The following is a 13,138-nucleotide window of genomic DNA, read 5'->3' as shown; positions in this document are numbered from 1 at the left end:
GCGGCCGGTCAAGCAGCAAGACCACGTCGCGAAGCGGCGCGGGCCGCTCGACAACGAGCCGGTCCACAACGCGCCGCTCCACGACGAGCCGCACCACCATGCGGCGCCGGACAACGCGGCGACGCACCACGCCCACGGTTGCGACGACGATCGGCTCGGCGCTTGGCCTGCTGATCGTCACGGCCTTGACGCGCATGACCTGGCCGCAGCGATTGGGCCTTGTCGCGGTCGTTCTCGTCGCCGGGCTGGCATACATCCTGTGGAGCAATCGCGCCGAGATCGCTTCAGCCGCGGCGGGCAGCGCCGCGAGCGATCCAAGCACCCTCGCCGGACTGCCCGTCGACGGCGCATCGGCGCCTGGCGATCACACCTTCGATGACTCCCCTCAGGACTCCCCATCCTCAGACTCTGGTCCGCCCGACTCTGGCCCGAGCGATGCCGGGTCCTCCGACTGCTCGACCGATTCCTCCACCTCGGATTAGGAAGCCATGACCGACACCCCCCGTCTCGAACTCTTGCCCGCCGTCGATGTCGCAGACGGCCGAGCCGTGCAACTCCAGCAGGGTGTCGCGGGCAGCGGCTGGGAGTTCGGCGACCCGATCGAGGCGGCGCTGGCCTGGCAGGAGCAGGGCGCGGAGTGGCTGCACCTGGTCGATCTTGATGCGGCCTTCGGCCGCGGTTCGAACGCCGACCTCCTCGCGCAAATCGTTGGTCGCCTGGACATCAAGGTCGAGATGAGTGGCGGCATCCGAGACGAGGAGACCTTGCGTCGGGCGCTGTCCACCGGCTGCCGTCGGGTCAATGTCGGCACCGCCGCGCTGGAGAATCCCGAGTGGACCCGCCAGGCCATCGCCGACTATGGCGACCGGGTCGCCATCGGCCTCGATGTGCGCGGCGAGACGCTGGCCGCACGGGGCTGGACGCGCGAGGGCGGCAACCTGTGGGAGACCCTTGCCCGCCTCGATGCTGAGGGCTGCTCGCGCTATGTCGTGACCGATGTCAACAAGGACGGCATGCTCCAGGGCCCCAACCTGGAGTTGCTGAAATCCGTTGCGCAGCATACGAATGCGCCGCTCGTCGCCTCGGGTGGCGTGTCCACTCTCGCGGATATCGCGGCCATTCGCGAACTCGTCGGCGTCGGCGTCGAGGGTGCGATCATCGGCTCCGCGCTCTACAAGGGCGCCTTCACCCTGCCCGAAGCCTTGGATGTCGCCGGCCGACCGTGACCCGGTGGCCCGGACTCTCGGCCCGGTCCTGGATGCCGCGCGGGCCCGCTCGACGCGGGATCCTTCTCGTCAGCCTGGCGGCAACCGGCGTCCTCGCGTATGTCGCGCATCACCTGCCAGAGCAGCACCAGGCCGTCCGGTCCGCCCTCGCCCTCGGCTCGGTCCTCACCGGCCTGCTCATCGGAGCCCTCTTCTTTTATGCGCTTTTTCGACCCGTCGCCCCGCGTCATGTCCTCGCCGCCGGGCTGTGGTCGGGTGCCTTGGTCGGTGCAGCGCTCTTCGAAGTCCTCAAACAACTCTCCGGGCGCTTGCTCGCCTCGACCGCCGGCGCACCGGCCATCCAAGCGTTCGGGATCTCGATGATCCTGCTCGTGTGGATCTACTACTTCTCCCGGGTCGTCATGTTCGCTGCCGCCTGGGCAGCGACCGCCGACCCCCGCCGCCTCGGAGCCGCCAGATGACGAACCCCCGCGATCACGCGCACCACCCTTCTCACGTCCCCGCGGCCGAGGCCACCGATTCCGCCGGTATGCCGTGGGCCCGCCGCGACCTGAGCCCGTCGGGCTTCGAGGGCGACACGGGCATAAGTGATCCGGTCGTGCTCGCCGCCCTCGGCGGGTCGGACGAGGAGGCCATGATGGCGGCCTTGGCCAGCGCACGATTCCTGGTCGCCGTCGTCGCCCACGCCGACGAAATCGTCACCGGGGACGATGGGCTGGTGCACGACGCGAGCGTCGACATGGCCCTCGTGACGCTCGTCGCTCCGGACGGGCGCCGGGCGCTGCCCGCCTTCACCGGCCTCACCGAGTTGACCGCCTGGGACGCCTCGGCCCGGCCGGTGCCGGTGACTGCCGACCGGCTGGCCCAGGCGGCCGTGGCGGAGGGCTGCGAGGTGATCGTCGTCAACCTCGGCACCCCGAGTGCGCGCGAGCTGCGAGCAAGCCAGGTGTGGGCGCTGGCGATGCAGCGCGGGTGGGTGCCTCCGCATACGGACGAGTTCGTGGAGCGCTCCGTGGCCGCCGCCTGCGCGGCACTGCCGGAGGTCACCGAGCACGCGGTGTATGCTGCCCAGCCCGCCGGCACCCTCGGCGTTGAGTTGACGTTGAGGCCCGGGCTGAGTGAACAGCAGGTCCGCGAGCTTCTGACCGGGCTGGGGGAGCGGCTCGCCGCCGACGGCGAGTTCCGCGCCCGCATCGACGGCCTCGCCTTCCGCCTCGGCCGGGCCGACACCGCGTCGCCCTGACGCCGACATCAGTCGTCCGAGCCCACCGCTGCACCCTGGTATGCTGGATGTCAACTGATTCGCCATGCCCCGGTGTGGCGGATGCTCAAGAGAAGACGACGGCACTCGACTTCCACCCGCGTTCCATTGCTCTAGATGGCCGGGTCTGACGGTCCCGCCCCTGTGGCGAGCCCGTCGCGAGCGTCCCAACGGACGCGCGCGACGGTATACCGTCCCGACTGCCGCCCGACCTCTCGCGAGCCTCGCGGGGGGTCTTCGTCATTTCTGGCGGGGGCGCCCCGAGAGCGCAGCACCACCGCATACGACCAAGGAGAAGCACATCAGCGAGCCTCGCATCAACGACCGGATCCGCGTCCCCGAGGTGCGGCTGGTCGGCCCCAACGGTGAGCAGGTCGGAATCGTCCGCGTCGAGGACGCGCTCCGGCTGGCCGCCGAGGCCGACCTCGACCTCGTCGAAGTCGCGCCGATGGCCAAGCCACCCGTCGCCAAACTCATGGACTACGGCAAGTACAAGTACGAAGCCGCCATGAAGGCCCGGGAGGCCCGCAAGAACCAAGTCAATACCGTCATCAAGGAGATCAAGCTCCGCCCCAAGATCGACGCGCACGACTACGGCACCAAGAAGGGCCACGTCGAGCGCTTCCTCAAGGCGGGGGACAAGGTCAAGGTCACGATCATGTTCCGTGGTCGTGAGCAGTCCCGTCCCGAGCTCGGTTTCCGCCTGCTGCAGAAGCTGGCCGCCGATATCGCCGAACTCGGCTTCGTCGAGTCCTCGCCGAAGCAGGACGGCCGCAACATGGTCATGGTGATCGGTCCGACGAAGAAGAAGTCCGAGGCCCGCGCCGAGCAGCGTCGCCGGCAGGCCGACCACGACGCCCCGACTGCTGAGGTCGCGGACGTCGAGCCGGCCATGGACGCTCCCGAAGCGTCCTGAATGACCTGACGGGGCAACCCGTCGAATGCACACACCCGGTGGCAGCGTGCGCTGCCGCAGTTCATAAGAAGGAGATCGGCTGCCATGCCGAAGAACAAGACCCACAGTGGGGCCAAGAAGCGCTTCCGCATCACGGGCAGCGGCAAGATCATGCGCCAGCGCGCCAACCACGTCCACAAGTTCCACGAGAAGAGCCCGCAGCACGCGCGCCGTCTCGCGAATGACGTCGAGTTGGCTCCCGCCGACACCAAGACGGTCAAGCGTCTCCTCGGCCGCTGAGGCCCACCCTCGCGGCCTTCGCCGCTTCCCCACCTCGAGTTTGAAGAAGTAACAAGGAGAATCACGTGGCACGCGTGAAGCGGGCGGTCAACGCCCACAAGAAGCGCCGGGTCGTCCTGGAGCGCGCCAGCGGTTACCGCGGTCAGCGCGGTCGTCTGTACCGCAAGGCCAAGGAGCAGCTCAACCACTCCATGACCTACAGCTACCGCGACCGCCGGGCCAAGAAGGGTGACTTCCGTCGCCTCTGGATCCAGCGGATCAACGCGGGCGCCCGCGCCAATGGCATGACCTACAACCGCTTCATCCAGGGCCTGCGCGCCGCCGAGATCGACGTCGACCGTCGCATGCTCGCCGAGCTCGCCGTAAACGACGAGGCGGCCTTCGCCGCGCTGGTCGAGATCGCCAAGGCCAATGTGCCGGCTGGCGACGAGAAGGCCTCTGCCTGAGCTTGTCTCGCAACGCTGAACGCCGGGCCGGAGCCCCGCTGACCAACCCCCGATCCGATCGGGTGCGTTCGGTCCGGGCCCTGGCCCGGCGTTCCGTGCGTATGCAGTCCGGTCGCTTCCTCGTCGAGGGCCCGCAGGCCGTCCGGGAGCTGGTGCGGTATGCCGCCCCGTCGATCGTCGATCTCTATGTCACCGCTGCCGCGGGGGAGCGGTATGCCGCCGTGCTCGACTCTGCCTATGCCGCAGGCGTTTTCGTGCACTCCGTGAGCGATGAGGTGCTCGCGGCAATGGCCGACGCCGAGACCCCACAGGGCATGCTTGCCGTCGCGCAGCAGCCAGAGGTGTCGTTGACGTCGGTGCTGGCTGGTTCGCCCCGCCTGCTGGTGCTGCTGCAGGAAGTCCGCGATCCCGGCAACCTCGGCACCGTGATCCGCGGCGCCGATGCCGCCGGGTCCGATGCCGTGCTCATCACCGACTCCTCCGTGGATGCCTACTCGCCCAAGGTCGTTCGCTCCACGGCCGGCTCCCTGTTCCACTTGCCGGTCGTCACGGGCCTGGAGGCCTCGGCGACGATTCAGGAGTTGGCGAGCCACGGCATACGCACCCTCGCCACGGAAGGCGAGGCTGCGACTTCGTTGGCCGATGTTGACTTGACAACCCCGCACTGCTGGGTGATGGGCACCGAGGCCCAGGGCCTGCCGGATTCCCTTGCCACCCAATGCGATCAGCGGGTCGCCATCCCCATCTACGGCAAGGCCGAGTCGTTGAATATGGCGATGGCCGCCACGATCTGTCTCTACACCTCCGCCACCGCCCAGCAACCCCTCGCGCCCTACTGACCCAAAGGCCGGGAACCCGGTGGGACGGCGGCGGATGGCATGCGCGATGCTTGTCCTCGCAGAGCCGCCACGCCGAAGGAGCACCAATGGACCACCAGGCCAAGGAGCAGGTCAAGGCAACCCTGCTCGAGCGACTTCGGCGCGACCTCGCCGCCTCGAAGGCCAACCTGCAGACGTTGCATGACGCGGCCGAAGTCGATCAAGACTCCTCCTCATCCGTCGATGACCTGTCACAGTCCGACAGCTCCGGCGACCTGACCGGCATCTTCGAGGAATCCACCGCGGCGCAGGAGGCGGAGGTCGCCCGGGTGGAAGCGCTCGACTTCGGGCCCAAGGACACCATCACCCCGGGGGCGATCGTGGGCTTCGACGGCTCCCGCTTTGTGGTCGGAGTCGTGGCCGACGAGTTCGATTGCGATGGCACGACCTACGAAGGCATCTCCGCAGACGCCCCGATCTTCGACGCCATCCATGGGCTTCGCGCCGGCGACCAGTTCAGCTTCCGCGGCCGCGAGCACACCATCGACTTTCTCGCCTAGCACCTGCGTCAACCGGCGCTGGGCGGTCAGTCCGTGATCGGCGCCCGGTCACGATGGATGCGCAGGAAACCACCCTGCAGGACCGGCGCGAAAGCGTCGGGATTGTCCTCCACGGTGACCTCGACGAGATCCCCGTCGCGGGCCTTGAACCGCAGGGCTTCGCTGGAATAGATCCCGAGCCGCACGCGGACCACATGCGTGCCGGGGTCGAGAACGCGAGTGCACGCTGAGCCACCTCGCGGCGCGCTTGGGCGTCAACGCCTCGAGTGCCCAGCGCCAGGTCGACCGATTGCTGGCTCTCGACTTGGTGGCCCGTCGTGAGGACGCGGAGGACCGGCGGCAGGTGCGCCTGCGGTTGACGCGAGCCGCCGAACGCCTGGTTGATCGCGTGGTCCGTCATCGTCGTGCGGCCATCGCGCGGATTGTGGCGGACATGCCCGAGGAACACCGCGGGGGTCTGGTGGACGCGTTGACCTCCTTCGCCGACGCGGCCGGCGATCTCCTCCCGTCAGATCCTGCCGCCCGGCTCGGGTGGTAGTTCGGGGGTGCCGATCAGCTGGCGCGCTCGGCAGCGGCCGCGATATCGGCCAGATCGCGGCGCATCACTTTCGCCGTCGCCTTGGCCCCCAGCGGCCCCAAGACCGACCACGCCAGACGCGCCACTCGGCCGGGAGTCGCCTGCTCGGCATCGAAATGCATCGTGATCCGCGAGCCGGACCCGGCAGGCTCGACCTGAAAGACCGTGACGTAGGCGACACCCTTGTCCTGCGTACGCACCACGGTCCGCCGCGGCGCATCGACCTCGGCCACCCACATTTCTTGAGTCTCTTCCTTTCCAAACATCCGGCGCGTCTCCCGCCACCGGGTGCCCACGGCATACGGCCCGGGGGTGAGCATCTCGACCGCCGTCACCCCCGACAGGGTCTCGGCCGCGCCGGCGATATTGGTCAGCACCCCCCACACGGCCTCAGGTGCCGCCGTGCTCTGCTGCGTCAGGTGTATGCCGTGCCCGGCCATCCGCGCTCCTCGTCTCGAATCTGGGGTCGGGACATTCTCCCTGATCGCCGTCGTGGCATAGGTTGCCAGGAGAGTCAGGGGAGGCGACGGTGACAGAACAGCTGGTCGGGTGGGCGCGGCACCATGCCGCCGTTGAGGGGCTGCGCGCGCAATTGGCCGGTATGCCGCCCGGCAGCCCCGTCCGTCTCGCGAAGCGCACCTCGAATCTCTTCCGCCCGCGCGGCAGCACCGGCGTCGCCGGCCTGGACGTCTCGGACCTCGCAGGAGTCATCGAGATCGACCCAGGCATACGAGTGGCCCAGGTCCAGGGCATGTGCACCTATGAGAGCCTCGTCGACGCCACCTTGCCGCACGGGCTCATGCCCTACGTCGTCCCGCAACTGAAGACGATCACCCTCGGCGGGGCCGTCACGGGACTCGGCATCGAGTCGTCGTCCTATCGCGCCGGCCTGCCCCACGAGTCGGTGCGCGAACTCGACATCCTGACCGGCGCCGGCGAGATCCTCACGGCGAGCGACACCGAGCGGCCCGACCTCTTTCGCGCCTTCCCCAATTCGTATGGTTCATTGGGCTATAGCGTCCGCATCGCCATCGACCTGGCCCCCGTGCAGCCCTATGTCCGTCTCCGGCACCTTCGCTGTCACTCCGTGGCGGACCTGGTCCAGGAGCTCGAAAACCTTTTGGCGACAAGGACGTTCGACGGCGAACGCTTCGACTTCCTCGATGGTGTCGTCTTCTCGCCGAGCGAGAGCTACCTGATCGTCGCCACCTTCACAGACAGCGCTCCGTACACCTCGGACTACACGCATCGGCGGATTTATTACCGCTCGATCCAGCAGCGCGACGAGGACTATCTCAGCGTGCGCGACTACATCTGGCGCTGGGACACCGACTGGTTCTGGTGCTCACGCGGGCTCTTCGTGCAGAAGCCGGCGGTGCGCCGCGTCATACCCAAGAGGCTCTTGCGCAGCGAGGTCTATGGCAAGGTCATCCGCTTCGAGAACCGGCATGGCTGGTATGCCGCACTCCAGCAGCGTCGCGGCGGGTTGCCGAAGGAGCGCGTGGTTCAGGATGTCGAGATCCCGCTCGAACGCACCGAGGAGTTCCTCGCGTGGTTCCTCGACACGATCCCGATCGAGCCGATCTGGTTGTGCCCCATCAGGCTTCGCGACACGTCCCATGGCTCGCGTCCGTGGCCGCTCTACCCACTCACGACCGGCAGGGACTATGTCAATGTGGGCTTTTGGTCCGCAGTCGACATCCTCCCGGGTGCCACGGATGGTGATGTCAACCGCGCCATCGAGCACCAGGTGCACGCGCTTGACGGCCACAAATCGCTGTACTCGGATTCCTACTACGACGAGGACACCTTCGGGTCCCTCTATGGCGGTGAGGAGTATGCCCGCGTGAAGAAGATCTACGATCCGCACTCGCGCCTGCCGGGCCTGTATGCCAAGGCCGTGGGCCGGCGATGAGCCTCACGATCGGGGCAATCGTCGATCAGATCTTCGGCGAGTCCGCACCCTTCTTGCTCCGGGCGTATGACGGGTCGTCGAGTTCCAATGTCTCTGCGCCGGTCGTGCTGCACCTGAAGACCGAGCGCGGCTTGCGTTATCTGGTCAGCGCGCCGGGGGAACTCGGAGTAGTTCGGGCCTATGTGCAGGGCGACCTGGACATCGACGGTCTCGATGAGGGCGACCCCTACGATCTCATCGACCAGCTCAAGGATGCCCTCGCGGTTCGGGTGCCTAAGCCGCGCAAGGTCACGGAGATCCTTGCGAGCCTCGGCCCGCGGATGTTCATCCCGCCGGAGCTTCCGGAGCTCGAGAACCCACCGGGGTGGCGCCGGTTGGCCGAGGGTCTGCGGCATTCCAAAAGCCGTGACGCACAGGCCATCTCGCATCACTATGACGTCAGCAATGCGTTCTACGAATTGGTGCTCGGGCCGTCCATGGCCTACACCTGCGCCTGCTATCCGCGCGCTGACGCGAGCTTGGAAGAGGCTCAAGCGCACAAGTTCGATTTGGTCTGCCGCAAGCTCGGCCTCCAGCCAGGGATGCGCTTGCTAGATGTCGGCTGCGGCTGGGGCGGCATGGTCCGCCACGCCGTGCAGCACTATGGCGTCCGGGCCATCGGCGTGACGCTTTCCGGGGAGCAGGCGGCATACGGCCAGCAGTGGATCGCCCGGGACGGCCTCGCCGACCGCGCGCAGATCCGGCATAGCGACTATCGCGATGTCACCGAGTCCGACTTCGATGCGATCTCCTCCATCGGGCTGACCGAACACATCGGCGTCAAGAACTATCCCGGCTACTTCGCCTTCCTCCACGAGCGGCTCGCGGACGGCGGGCGGCTGCTCAATCACTCGATCACCCGGCCGAGCACGGCGCACGGATCGATCATGCGGGGCGGGTTCATCAACCGCTATGTCTTCCCCGACGGAGAGTTGGCGCCCGTCGGGACGATCATCACGGCGATGGCCGATCAAGGTTTCGAGATCCGGCACACCGAGGACCTGCGCGAGCACTACGCCCGCACCTGCCGCGCCTGGGCGCGCAATCTCAGCACGAACTATGACGCCGCCGTCGCCGAGGCGGGTCGCAGCACGGCGCGGGTGTGGGGGCTCTATCTCGCCGGCAGTTCGCTCGGCTTCGCGCGCAACGAGATTCAACTGCACCAAGTGCTCGGGCAAAAGGTCGGGCCGGGGGGAGCGGCGGCATACCCCCTGCGGCCGCGCTTCGAGGACTGAAACTCGTATGCCGCCCGCCCACCCGCCCACGTAGACTCGGGGGCTGTTCGCGAGCGCCCTCGGGCGGCCCCTATCGAAAGCATCGAGCCACCTCCTGATGTCCGGACCCAATACCAACTACGACCCGGTCGAGGTCGCGGCGTTGGCACCTGATGCGGTCGAGGCCGCCCAGGCCGCCGCGCTCGCCGCCATCGCCGAGGCTTCCTCGCTGGGCGCCCTCAAGGCGGCCCGATCGGCGCACCTGGGTGACAAGTCGCCGCTCGCCCTGGCGAATCGCGAGATCGGTGCGCTGCCGCCGAGCGCGAAGGCGGCGGCCGGCAAGCTCGTAGGGCAGGCCAAGGGCGCCGTCAACCAGGCGTTCGCCGCGCGTCAGGTCGCGTTGGAGGCCGAGCGCGACGAGCGCATCCTCATCGACGAGGCCGTCGACGTCACGCTGCCGGCCGGTCGCCGGCCGCTGGGCCGGCGCCACCCGATCGAGTTGATGAGCGAGCGGATCGCCGACATGTTCGTCGGGATGGGCTGGGAGATCGCCGAAGGGCCCGAGGTCGAGGCCGAATGGTTCAACTTCGACGCCTTGAACTTCGACGCCGATCACCCGGCCCGCCAGATGCAGGACACCTTCTATGTGGAGCCGAGCGACGGGGGACTGGTGCTGCGCACGCACACCTCTCCGGTGCAGGCTCGCGCATTGCTAGAACGCGGTGCCCCGCTCGCGATCGCCTGCCTCGGGCGGGTCTTCCGCACCGACGAACTCGATGCCACCCACATGCCCGCCTTCCACCAAGTCGAGGGCCTGTGCGTCGACGAGGGGATCACGATGGCCCACCTCAAGGGCACGCTGGACACGCTCGCGACGCACCTGTTCGGCGAGGGCATCACGACGCGACTGCGGCCGTCATACTTCCCCTTCACCGAGCCGAGCGCTGAGATGGACCTGCTCTGCTTCGTCTGCCGAGGCACGGATTCGACCTGCCGCACGTGCAAGGGCACGGGTTGGATCGAGTGGGGTGGCTGTGGCATGGTCAACCGAAATGTGTTGTCCGCGTGCGGGATTGACCCCGACCGCTACACCGGCTTTGCGTTCGGTATGGGGATCGACCGGGCGCTGATGTTCCGGACGGGGGTCGCGGACATGCGAGACATGATCGAAGGTGATGTGCGCTTCGACGCGCAGTTCGGGATGGAGATCTAATGCGTATTCCCGTCGATTGGTTGCGGGAGTATGTCGAGGTGCCGGCCGATGCGCGCGGCCTCGACATCGCTGCCTCGCTGGTGCAGGTGGGCCTGGAAGAGGAGGGCTTGCACGGCGGGGACATCACCGGTCCCCTCGTCGTCGGCCGCGTCCTGACGATGGAGCCCGAGCCGCAAAAGAATGGCAAGACGATCAACTGGTGCACGGTCGACGTCGGCGCTGCGAATGGCACCGGCGAACCGCAGGGAATCGTCTGTGGCGCACACAATTTCGCGCCCGGTGATCTCGTGGTCTGCATCCTGCCCGGCGGTGTCTTGCCCGGCGGCTTCGCCATCTCGGCGCGCAAGACCTATGGCCACGTCTCGTCCGGCATGATCTGCTCGGTCCGCGAACTCGGCATCGGCGAGGACCATGACGGCATCCTGGTCCTGACCGACCGGCCCGACGCCGCATCGCTCGTGCCGGGGCAGGACGCCATCCCGTTGCTCGGTTTGGACCGCGAGACCGTCGAGGTCAATGTCACCCCGGATCGCGGCTACTGCTTCTCGATTCGCGGTGTGGCACGGGAGTACTCGCACGCCACCGGGGCCCGCTTCACCGATCCGGTGCTCGCCCTGGCCGCGGCCGCTCCGGCCGCGAATGGGGATGGGTATGCCGTCGAGCTGGCCGATGATGCCCCGATCCGCGGGCGGCAGGGCTGCAGTCGGTATGTCGCCCGCATCGTGCGCGGCATCGACGTGAGCGCGCCCACGCCCGCGTGGATGGCCGCCCGGCTCACCGAGGCGGGGATGCGTCCGATTTCGCTGCCGGTCGATGTGACGAATTACGTCATGCTCGGCCTTGGACAGCCGTTGCATGCCTTCGATCTGGCCACCCTGAACGGGCCGATCGTGGTGCGCCGGGCCCGTGCCGGGGAGTCCATGACGACCCTCGATGATGTGACCCGCACGCTGGACCCGACCGATCTGCTCATCACCGATTCTGGCGCCGACCGGGCGTTGGCCATCGCCGGCATTATGGGTGGTGCGGACACCGAGATCTCGTCTGTGACGACGGACGTTCTGATCGAGGCGGCGCACTTCGATGCCGTCTCCATTGCGCGCTCCGCCCGACGGCACAAGCTGCCGTCGGAGGCCTCGCGCCGATTCGAGCGCGGAGTCGATCCCCAATTGGCAGCTGCCGCAGCACAATTGGCAGTCGATCTGTTGGTCGAGCATGGTGGCGGTGTGGCCGATGCCGGGGTGACGGATGTCGGTGATCCGATCACGACCGCGCCGATCGACCTTGATCTGGAGCTGCCGTCGCGTCTCGTCGGAGTCGACTACTCCCCGGACCGGGTCGTTGCGGTCCTCACCGAGATCGGCTGCACCGTCCAGCGTGACGGCGAGCGAGCAGTGGTCACCCCGCCGTCCTGGCGGCCGGATCTGCGCAACCAGCCCGATCTGGCGGAGGAAGTCGCCCGGATCGATGGGTATGCCCGCATCCCCTCCGTCTTGCCCTCGCCCCCGGTCGGCTCCGGATTGACCCACGGTCAGCGGGTGCGACGCCTCGTCGCCAACCTCCTTGCCGCACAGGGCTACTCCGAGGTCTGGAATGCGCCCTTCGTGGGTGACGACCGGCATGCTGCCCTCGGGTATGACGTCTCCGCCGCCCGGGCGCGCACCGTGCGGCTAGCCAATCCGCTCTCGGACGAAGCGCCCTTGTTGCGGATTTCGCTGCTGTCGACGCTCGTGGATTCGTTGCGCCGCAACATTTCTCGCGGGTTCAAGGATGTCGCCCTCTTCGAGACCGGTCTCGTGCTCGCGCTGGAGGGCGCTCAGTCGCAGGCGCCCACCGAGGATGTCGGAGTGCTGCCGTCGGCGGAGGTGCTTTCGCGGATCCGCGATGCCGTCCCGCCCCAGCCCCGACACGTCGCTTTCCTCCTCGCCGGGGATCGCGATCGCTCGGGAGTCTGGGGTGCAGGTCGGCCGGCGGACATCTGGGACGCGCTGGAAACGGCATACGGCATCACCACGGCACTCGGTCTCACGGCCCGGGCGGTGGCCGACAACGCCATGCCCTTCCACCCGGGCCGGTGCGCTCGGATCGAGCTGACCGATGGCACTTTCCTTGGCCATGTCGGCGAGTTGCACCCGAAGGTCGTTGCGGCCCTGGGCCTTCCGGCCCGGACGATTGCGGGCGAGTTGATCGTCGACGCGCTGATCGCGGCGAGTGGCGAGCCCGCGAAGGCTGTGACCTTGAGTGGTTTTCCGATCGCCAACACCGATGTAGCGCTCGTCGTCGATGAGTCAGTGGTCGCGGCCGATGTTGAGGCGGCGCTTCGCCAGGGTGCTGGCGAGTTGTTGGAGTCGCTGACGCTCTTCGACATCTATCGTGGCGCGCAGGCGGGGGAGGGCAAGAAGTCGCTGGCATACCGTCTCGCCTTCCGCGCCCCCGACCGCACCCTGACGACCGACGAAGTCAGCGCCCTGCGCGACCGAGCCGTCGCCGCCGCCGCCAAGGCCACCGGCGCCATCCAGCGCTGACCGTCCCTCGCGGCGAGCCCTCAGCCGTCGAGCCGCCTTCTCGAACTTGCCCGCCGGCGAGCCGAGCGGGGTCTGTGAGTGGGAGCGGGGCTATATCCCCGCACCCACTCACAAACCGCTCCGCTGGGCCCACCAGTGGTCATACCCAG

The 13,138-nt window shown here is 67.9% G+C and carries 15 protein-coding genes and 1 pseudogene; 14 read left to right on the top strand and 2 right to left on the bottom strand.

The window, feature by feature from the left end; translation table 11 throughout:
• Positions 1–98: 98 nt before the first annotated feature.
• The 9 genes from ABD225_RS00340 (at position 99) to ABD225_RS00300 (ending at position 5,506) form a co-directional block, all read left to right on the top strand.
• Positions 99–482 carry a hypothetical protein gene (locus ABD225_RS00340; RefSeq protein WP_344079603.1) on the top strand — a complete coding sequence of 128 codons (384 nt, stop codon included), beginning with the start codon at positions 99–101 and terminating at the stop codon, positions 480–482.
• Between the two features lie 6 nt (positions 483–488).
• Positions 489–1,226 carry a bifunctional 1-(5-phosphoribosyl)-5-((5-phosphoribosylamino)methylideneamino)imidazole-4-carboxamide isomerase/phosphoribosylanthranilate isomerase PriA gene (priA, locus tag ABD225_RS00335; RefSeq protein ID WP_344079601.1) on the top strand — a complete coding sequence of 246 codons (738 nt, stop codon included), beginning with the start codon at positions 489–491 and terminating at the stop codon, positions 1,224–1,226.
• On the top strand, positions 1,223–1,687 hold the full coding sequence (locus tag ABD225_RS00330) for a YhjD/YihY/BrkB family envelope integrity protein (RefSeq protein ID WP_344079599.1): 465 nt from the start codon (positions 1,223–1,225) through the stop codon (positions 1,685–1,687). The genes priA and ABD225_RS00330 overlap by 4 nt, the downstream gene beginning before the upstream one ends.
• Positions 1,684–2,469 carry an SseB family protein gene (locus ABD225_RS00325; protein ID WP_344079597.1) on the top strand — a complete coding sequence of 262 codons (786 nt, stop codon included), beginning with the start codon at positions 1,684–1,686 and terminating at the stop codon, positions 2,467–2,469. Before ABD225_RS00330 ends, ABD225_RS00325 begins: the two co-directional genes overlap by 4 nt.
• A 319-nt stretch (positions 2,470–2,788) precedes the next feature.
• The gene (gene infC / locus ABD225_RS00320; RefSeq protein ID WP_344079743.1) at positions 2,789–3,403 is read left to right on the top strand and encodes a translation initiation factor IF-3; all 615 of its coding nucleotides are present in this window, start codon (positions 2,789–2,791) and stop codon (positions 3,401–3,403) included.
• Positions 3,404–3,487: 84 nt separating this feature from the next.
• Positions 3,488–3,682 (top strand): 50S ribosomal protein L35, encoded by a 195-nt coding sequence (gene rpmI, locus ABD225_RS00315; RefSeq protein ID WP_344079595.1) that lies wholly within the window; start codon positions 3,488–3,490, stop codon positions 3,680–3,682.
• A gap of 65 nt (positions 3,683–3,747) precedes the next feature.
• Entirely contained in the window at positions 3,748–4,128 is a 381-nt protein-coding gene (rplT, locus tag ABD225_RS00310; protein ID WP_344079593.1) for a 50S ribosomal protein L20, read from the top strand.
• A 2-nt stretch (positions 4,129–4,130) separates the two neighbouring features.
• Positions 4,131–4,967, top strand: a complete 837-nt coding sequence (locus tag ABD225_RS00305) for a TrmH family RNA methyltransferase (protein WP_344079589.1) — start codon at positions 4,131–4,133, stop codon at positions 4,965–4,967.
• A gap of 86 nt (positions 4,968–5,053) precedes the next feature.
• Positions 5,054–5,506 (top strand): hypothetical protein, encoded by a 453-nt coding sequence (locus ABD225_RS00300; protein WP_344079588.1) that lies wholly within the window; start codon positions 5,054–5,056, stop codon positions 5,504–5,506.
• Positions 5,507–5,532: 26 nt separating this feature from the next.
• On the opposite strand, the gene ABD225_RS00295 is transcribed toward ABD225_RS00300, so the two are convergent.
• Entirely contained in the window at positions 5,533–5,691 is a 159-nt protein-coding gene (locus ABD225_RS00295) for a hypothetical protein (protein WP_344079587.1), read from the bottom strand.
• Between the two features lie 29 nt (positions 5,692–5,720).
• Here ABD225_RS00295 and ABD225_RS00290 point away from each other — a divergent pair.
• Positions 5,721–6,044: pseudogene (locus ABD225_RS00290) on the top strand (MarR family winged helix-turn-helix transcriptional regulator); the annotation flags it as partial.
• A gap of 14 nt (positions 6,045–6,058) precedes the next feature.
• Here ABD225_RS00290 and ABD225_RS00285 read toward each other — a convergent pair.
• Positions 6,059–6,523: an SRPBCC family protein gene (locus ABD225_RS00285; protein ID WP_344079586.1), complete on the bottom strand. Its 465-nt coding sequence runs from the start codon at positions 6,521–6,523 to the stop codon at positions 6,059–6,061.
• 89 nt (positions 6,524–6,612) lie between these two features.
• On the opposite strand from ABD225_RS00285, the gene ABD225_RS00280 reads away from it, so the two are divergent.
• The 4 genes from ABD225_RS00280 to pheT all read left to right on the top strand — a co-directional run bounded on the left by ABD225_RS00280 (position 6,613) and on the right by pheT (position 12,989).
• A complete protein-coding gene (locus ABD225_RS00280; protein ID WP_344079585.1) occupies positions 6,613–7,998 on the top strand; it encodes an FAD-binding protein in 1,386 nt (461 codons plus the stop codon).
• Positions 7,995–9,272, top strand: coding sequence for a class I SAM-dependent methyltransferase (locus ABD225_RS00275; RefSeq protein ID WP_344079583.1), 1,278 nt, complete (start codon positions 7,995–7,997; stop codon positions 9,270–9,272). The genes ABD225_RS00280 and ABD225_RS00275 overlap by 4 nt, the downstream gene beginning before the upstream one ends.
• 97 nt (positions 9,273–9,369) lie before the next feature.
• Positions 9,370–10,464, top strand: coding sequence for a phenylalanine--tRNA ligase subunit alpha (gene pheS, locus ABD225_RS00270; protein ID WP_344079581.1), 1,095 nt, complete (start codon positions 9,370–9,372; stop codon positions 10,462–10,464).
• A complete protein-coding gene (pheT, locus tag ABD225_RS00265) occupies positions 10,464–12,989 on the top strand; it encodes a phenylalanine--tRNA ligase subunit beta (RefSeq protein ID WP_344079579.1) in 2,526 nt (841 codons plus the stop codon). The genes pheS and pheT overlap by 1 nt, the downstream gene beginning before the upstream one ends.
• Positions 12,990–13,138: the final 149 nt, after the last annotated feature.

The organism is Nostocoides veronense (assembly GCF_039531185.1).
GTDB classification, from domain to species: Bacteria; Actinomycetota; Actinomycetes; order Actinomycetales; family Dermatophilaceae; genus Nostocoides_A; species Nostocoides_A veronense.
The sequence above is the reverse complement of the archived record's forward strand: the minus strand, read 5'-3'. Positions and strand labels throughout refer to the sequence as shown.

Bases quoted from the DNA above. Each gene is read 5' to 3' on its own strand.
- ABD225_RS00325 (WP_344079597.1), top strand. From the start codon at position 1,684: ATGACGAACCCCCGCGATCACGCGCACCACCCTTCTCACGTCCCCGCG.
- pheS (WP_344079581.1), top strand. From the start codon at position 9,370: ATGTCCGGACCCAATACCAACTACGACCCGGTCGAGGTCGCGGCGTTG.
- ABD225_RS00275 (WP_344079583.1), top strand. From the start codon at position 7,995: ATGAGCCTCACGATCGGGGCAATCGTCGATCAGATCTTCGGCGAGTCC.
- pheT (WP_344079579.1), top strand. From the start codon at position 10,464: ATGCGTATTCCCGTCGATTGGTTGCGGGAGTATGTCGAGGTGCCGGCC.
- priA (WP_344079601.1), top strand. From the start codon at position 489: ATGACCGACACCCCCCGTCTCGAACTCTTGCCCGCCGTCGATGTCGCA.
- ABD225_RS00340 (WP_344079603.1), top strand. From the start codon at position 99: ATGCGGCGCCGGACAACGCGGCGACGCACCACGCCCACGGTTGCGACG.
- rpmI (WP_344079595.1), top strand. From the start codon at position 3,488: ATGCCGAAGAACAAGACCCACAGTGGGGCCAAGAAGCGCTTCCGCATC.
- ABD225_RS00285 (WP_344079586.1), bottom strand. From the start codon at position 6,523: ATGGCCGGGCACGGCATACACCTGACGCAGCAGAGCACGGCGGCACCT.
- ABD225_RS00300 (WP_344079588.1), top strand. From the start codon at position 5,054: ATGGACCACCAGGCCAAGGAGCAGGTCAAGGCAACCCTGCTCGAGCGA.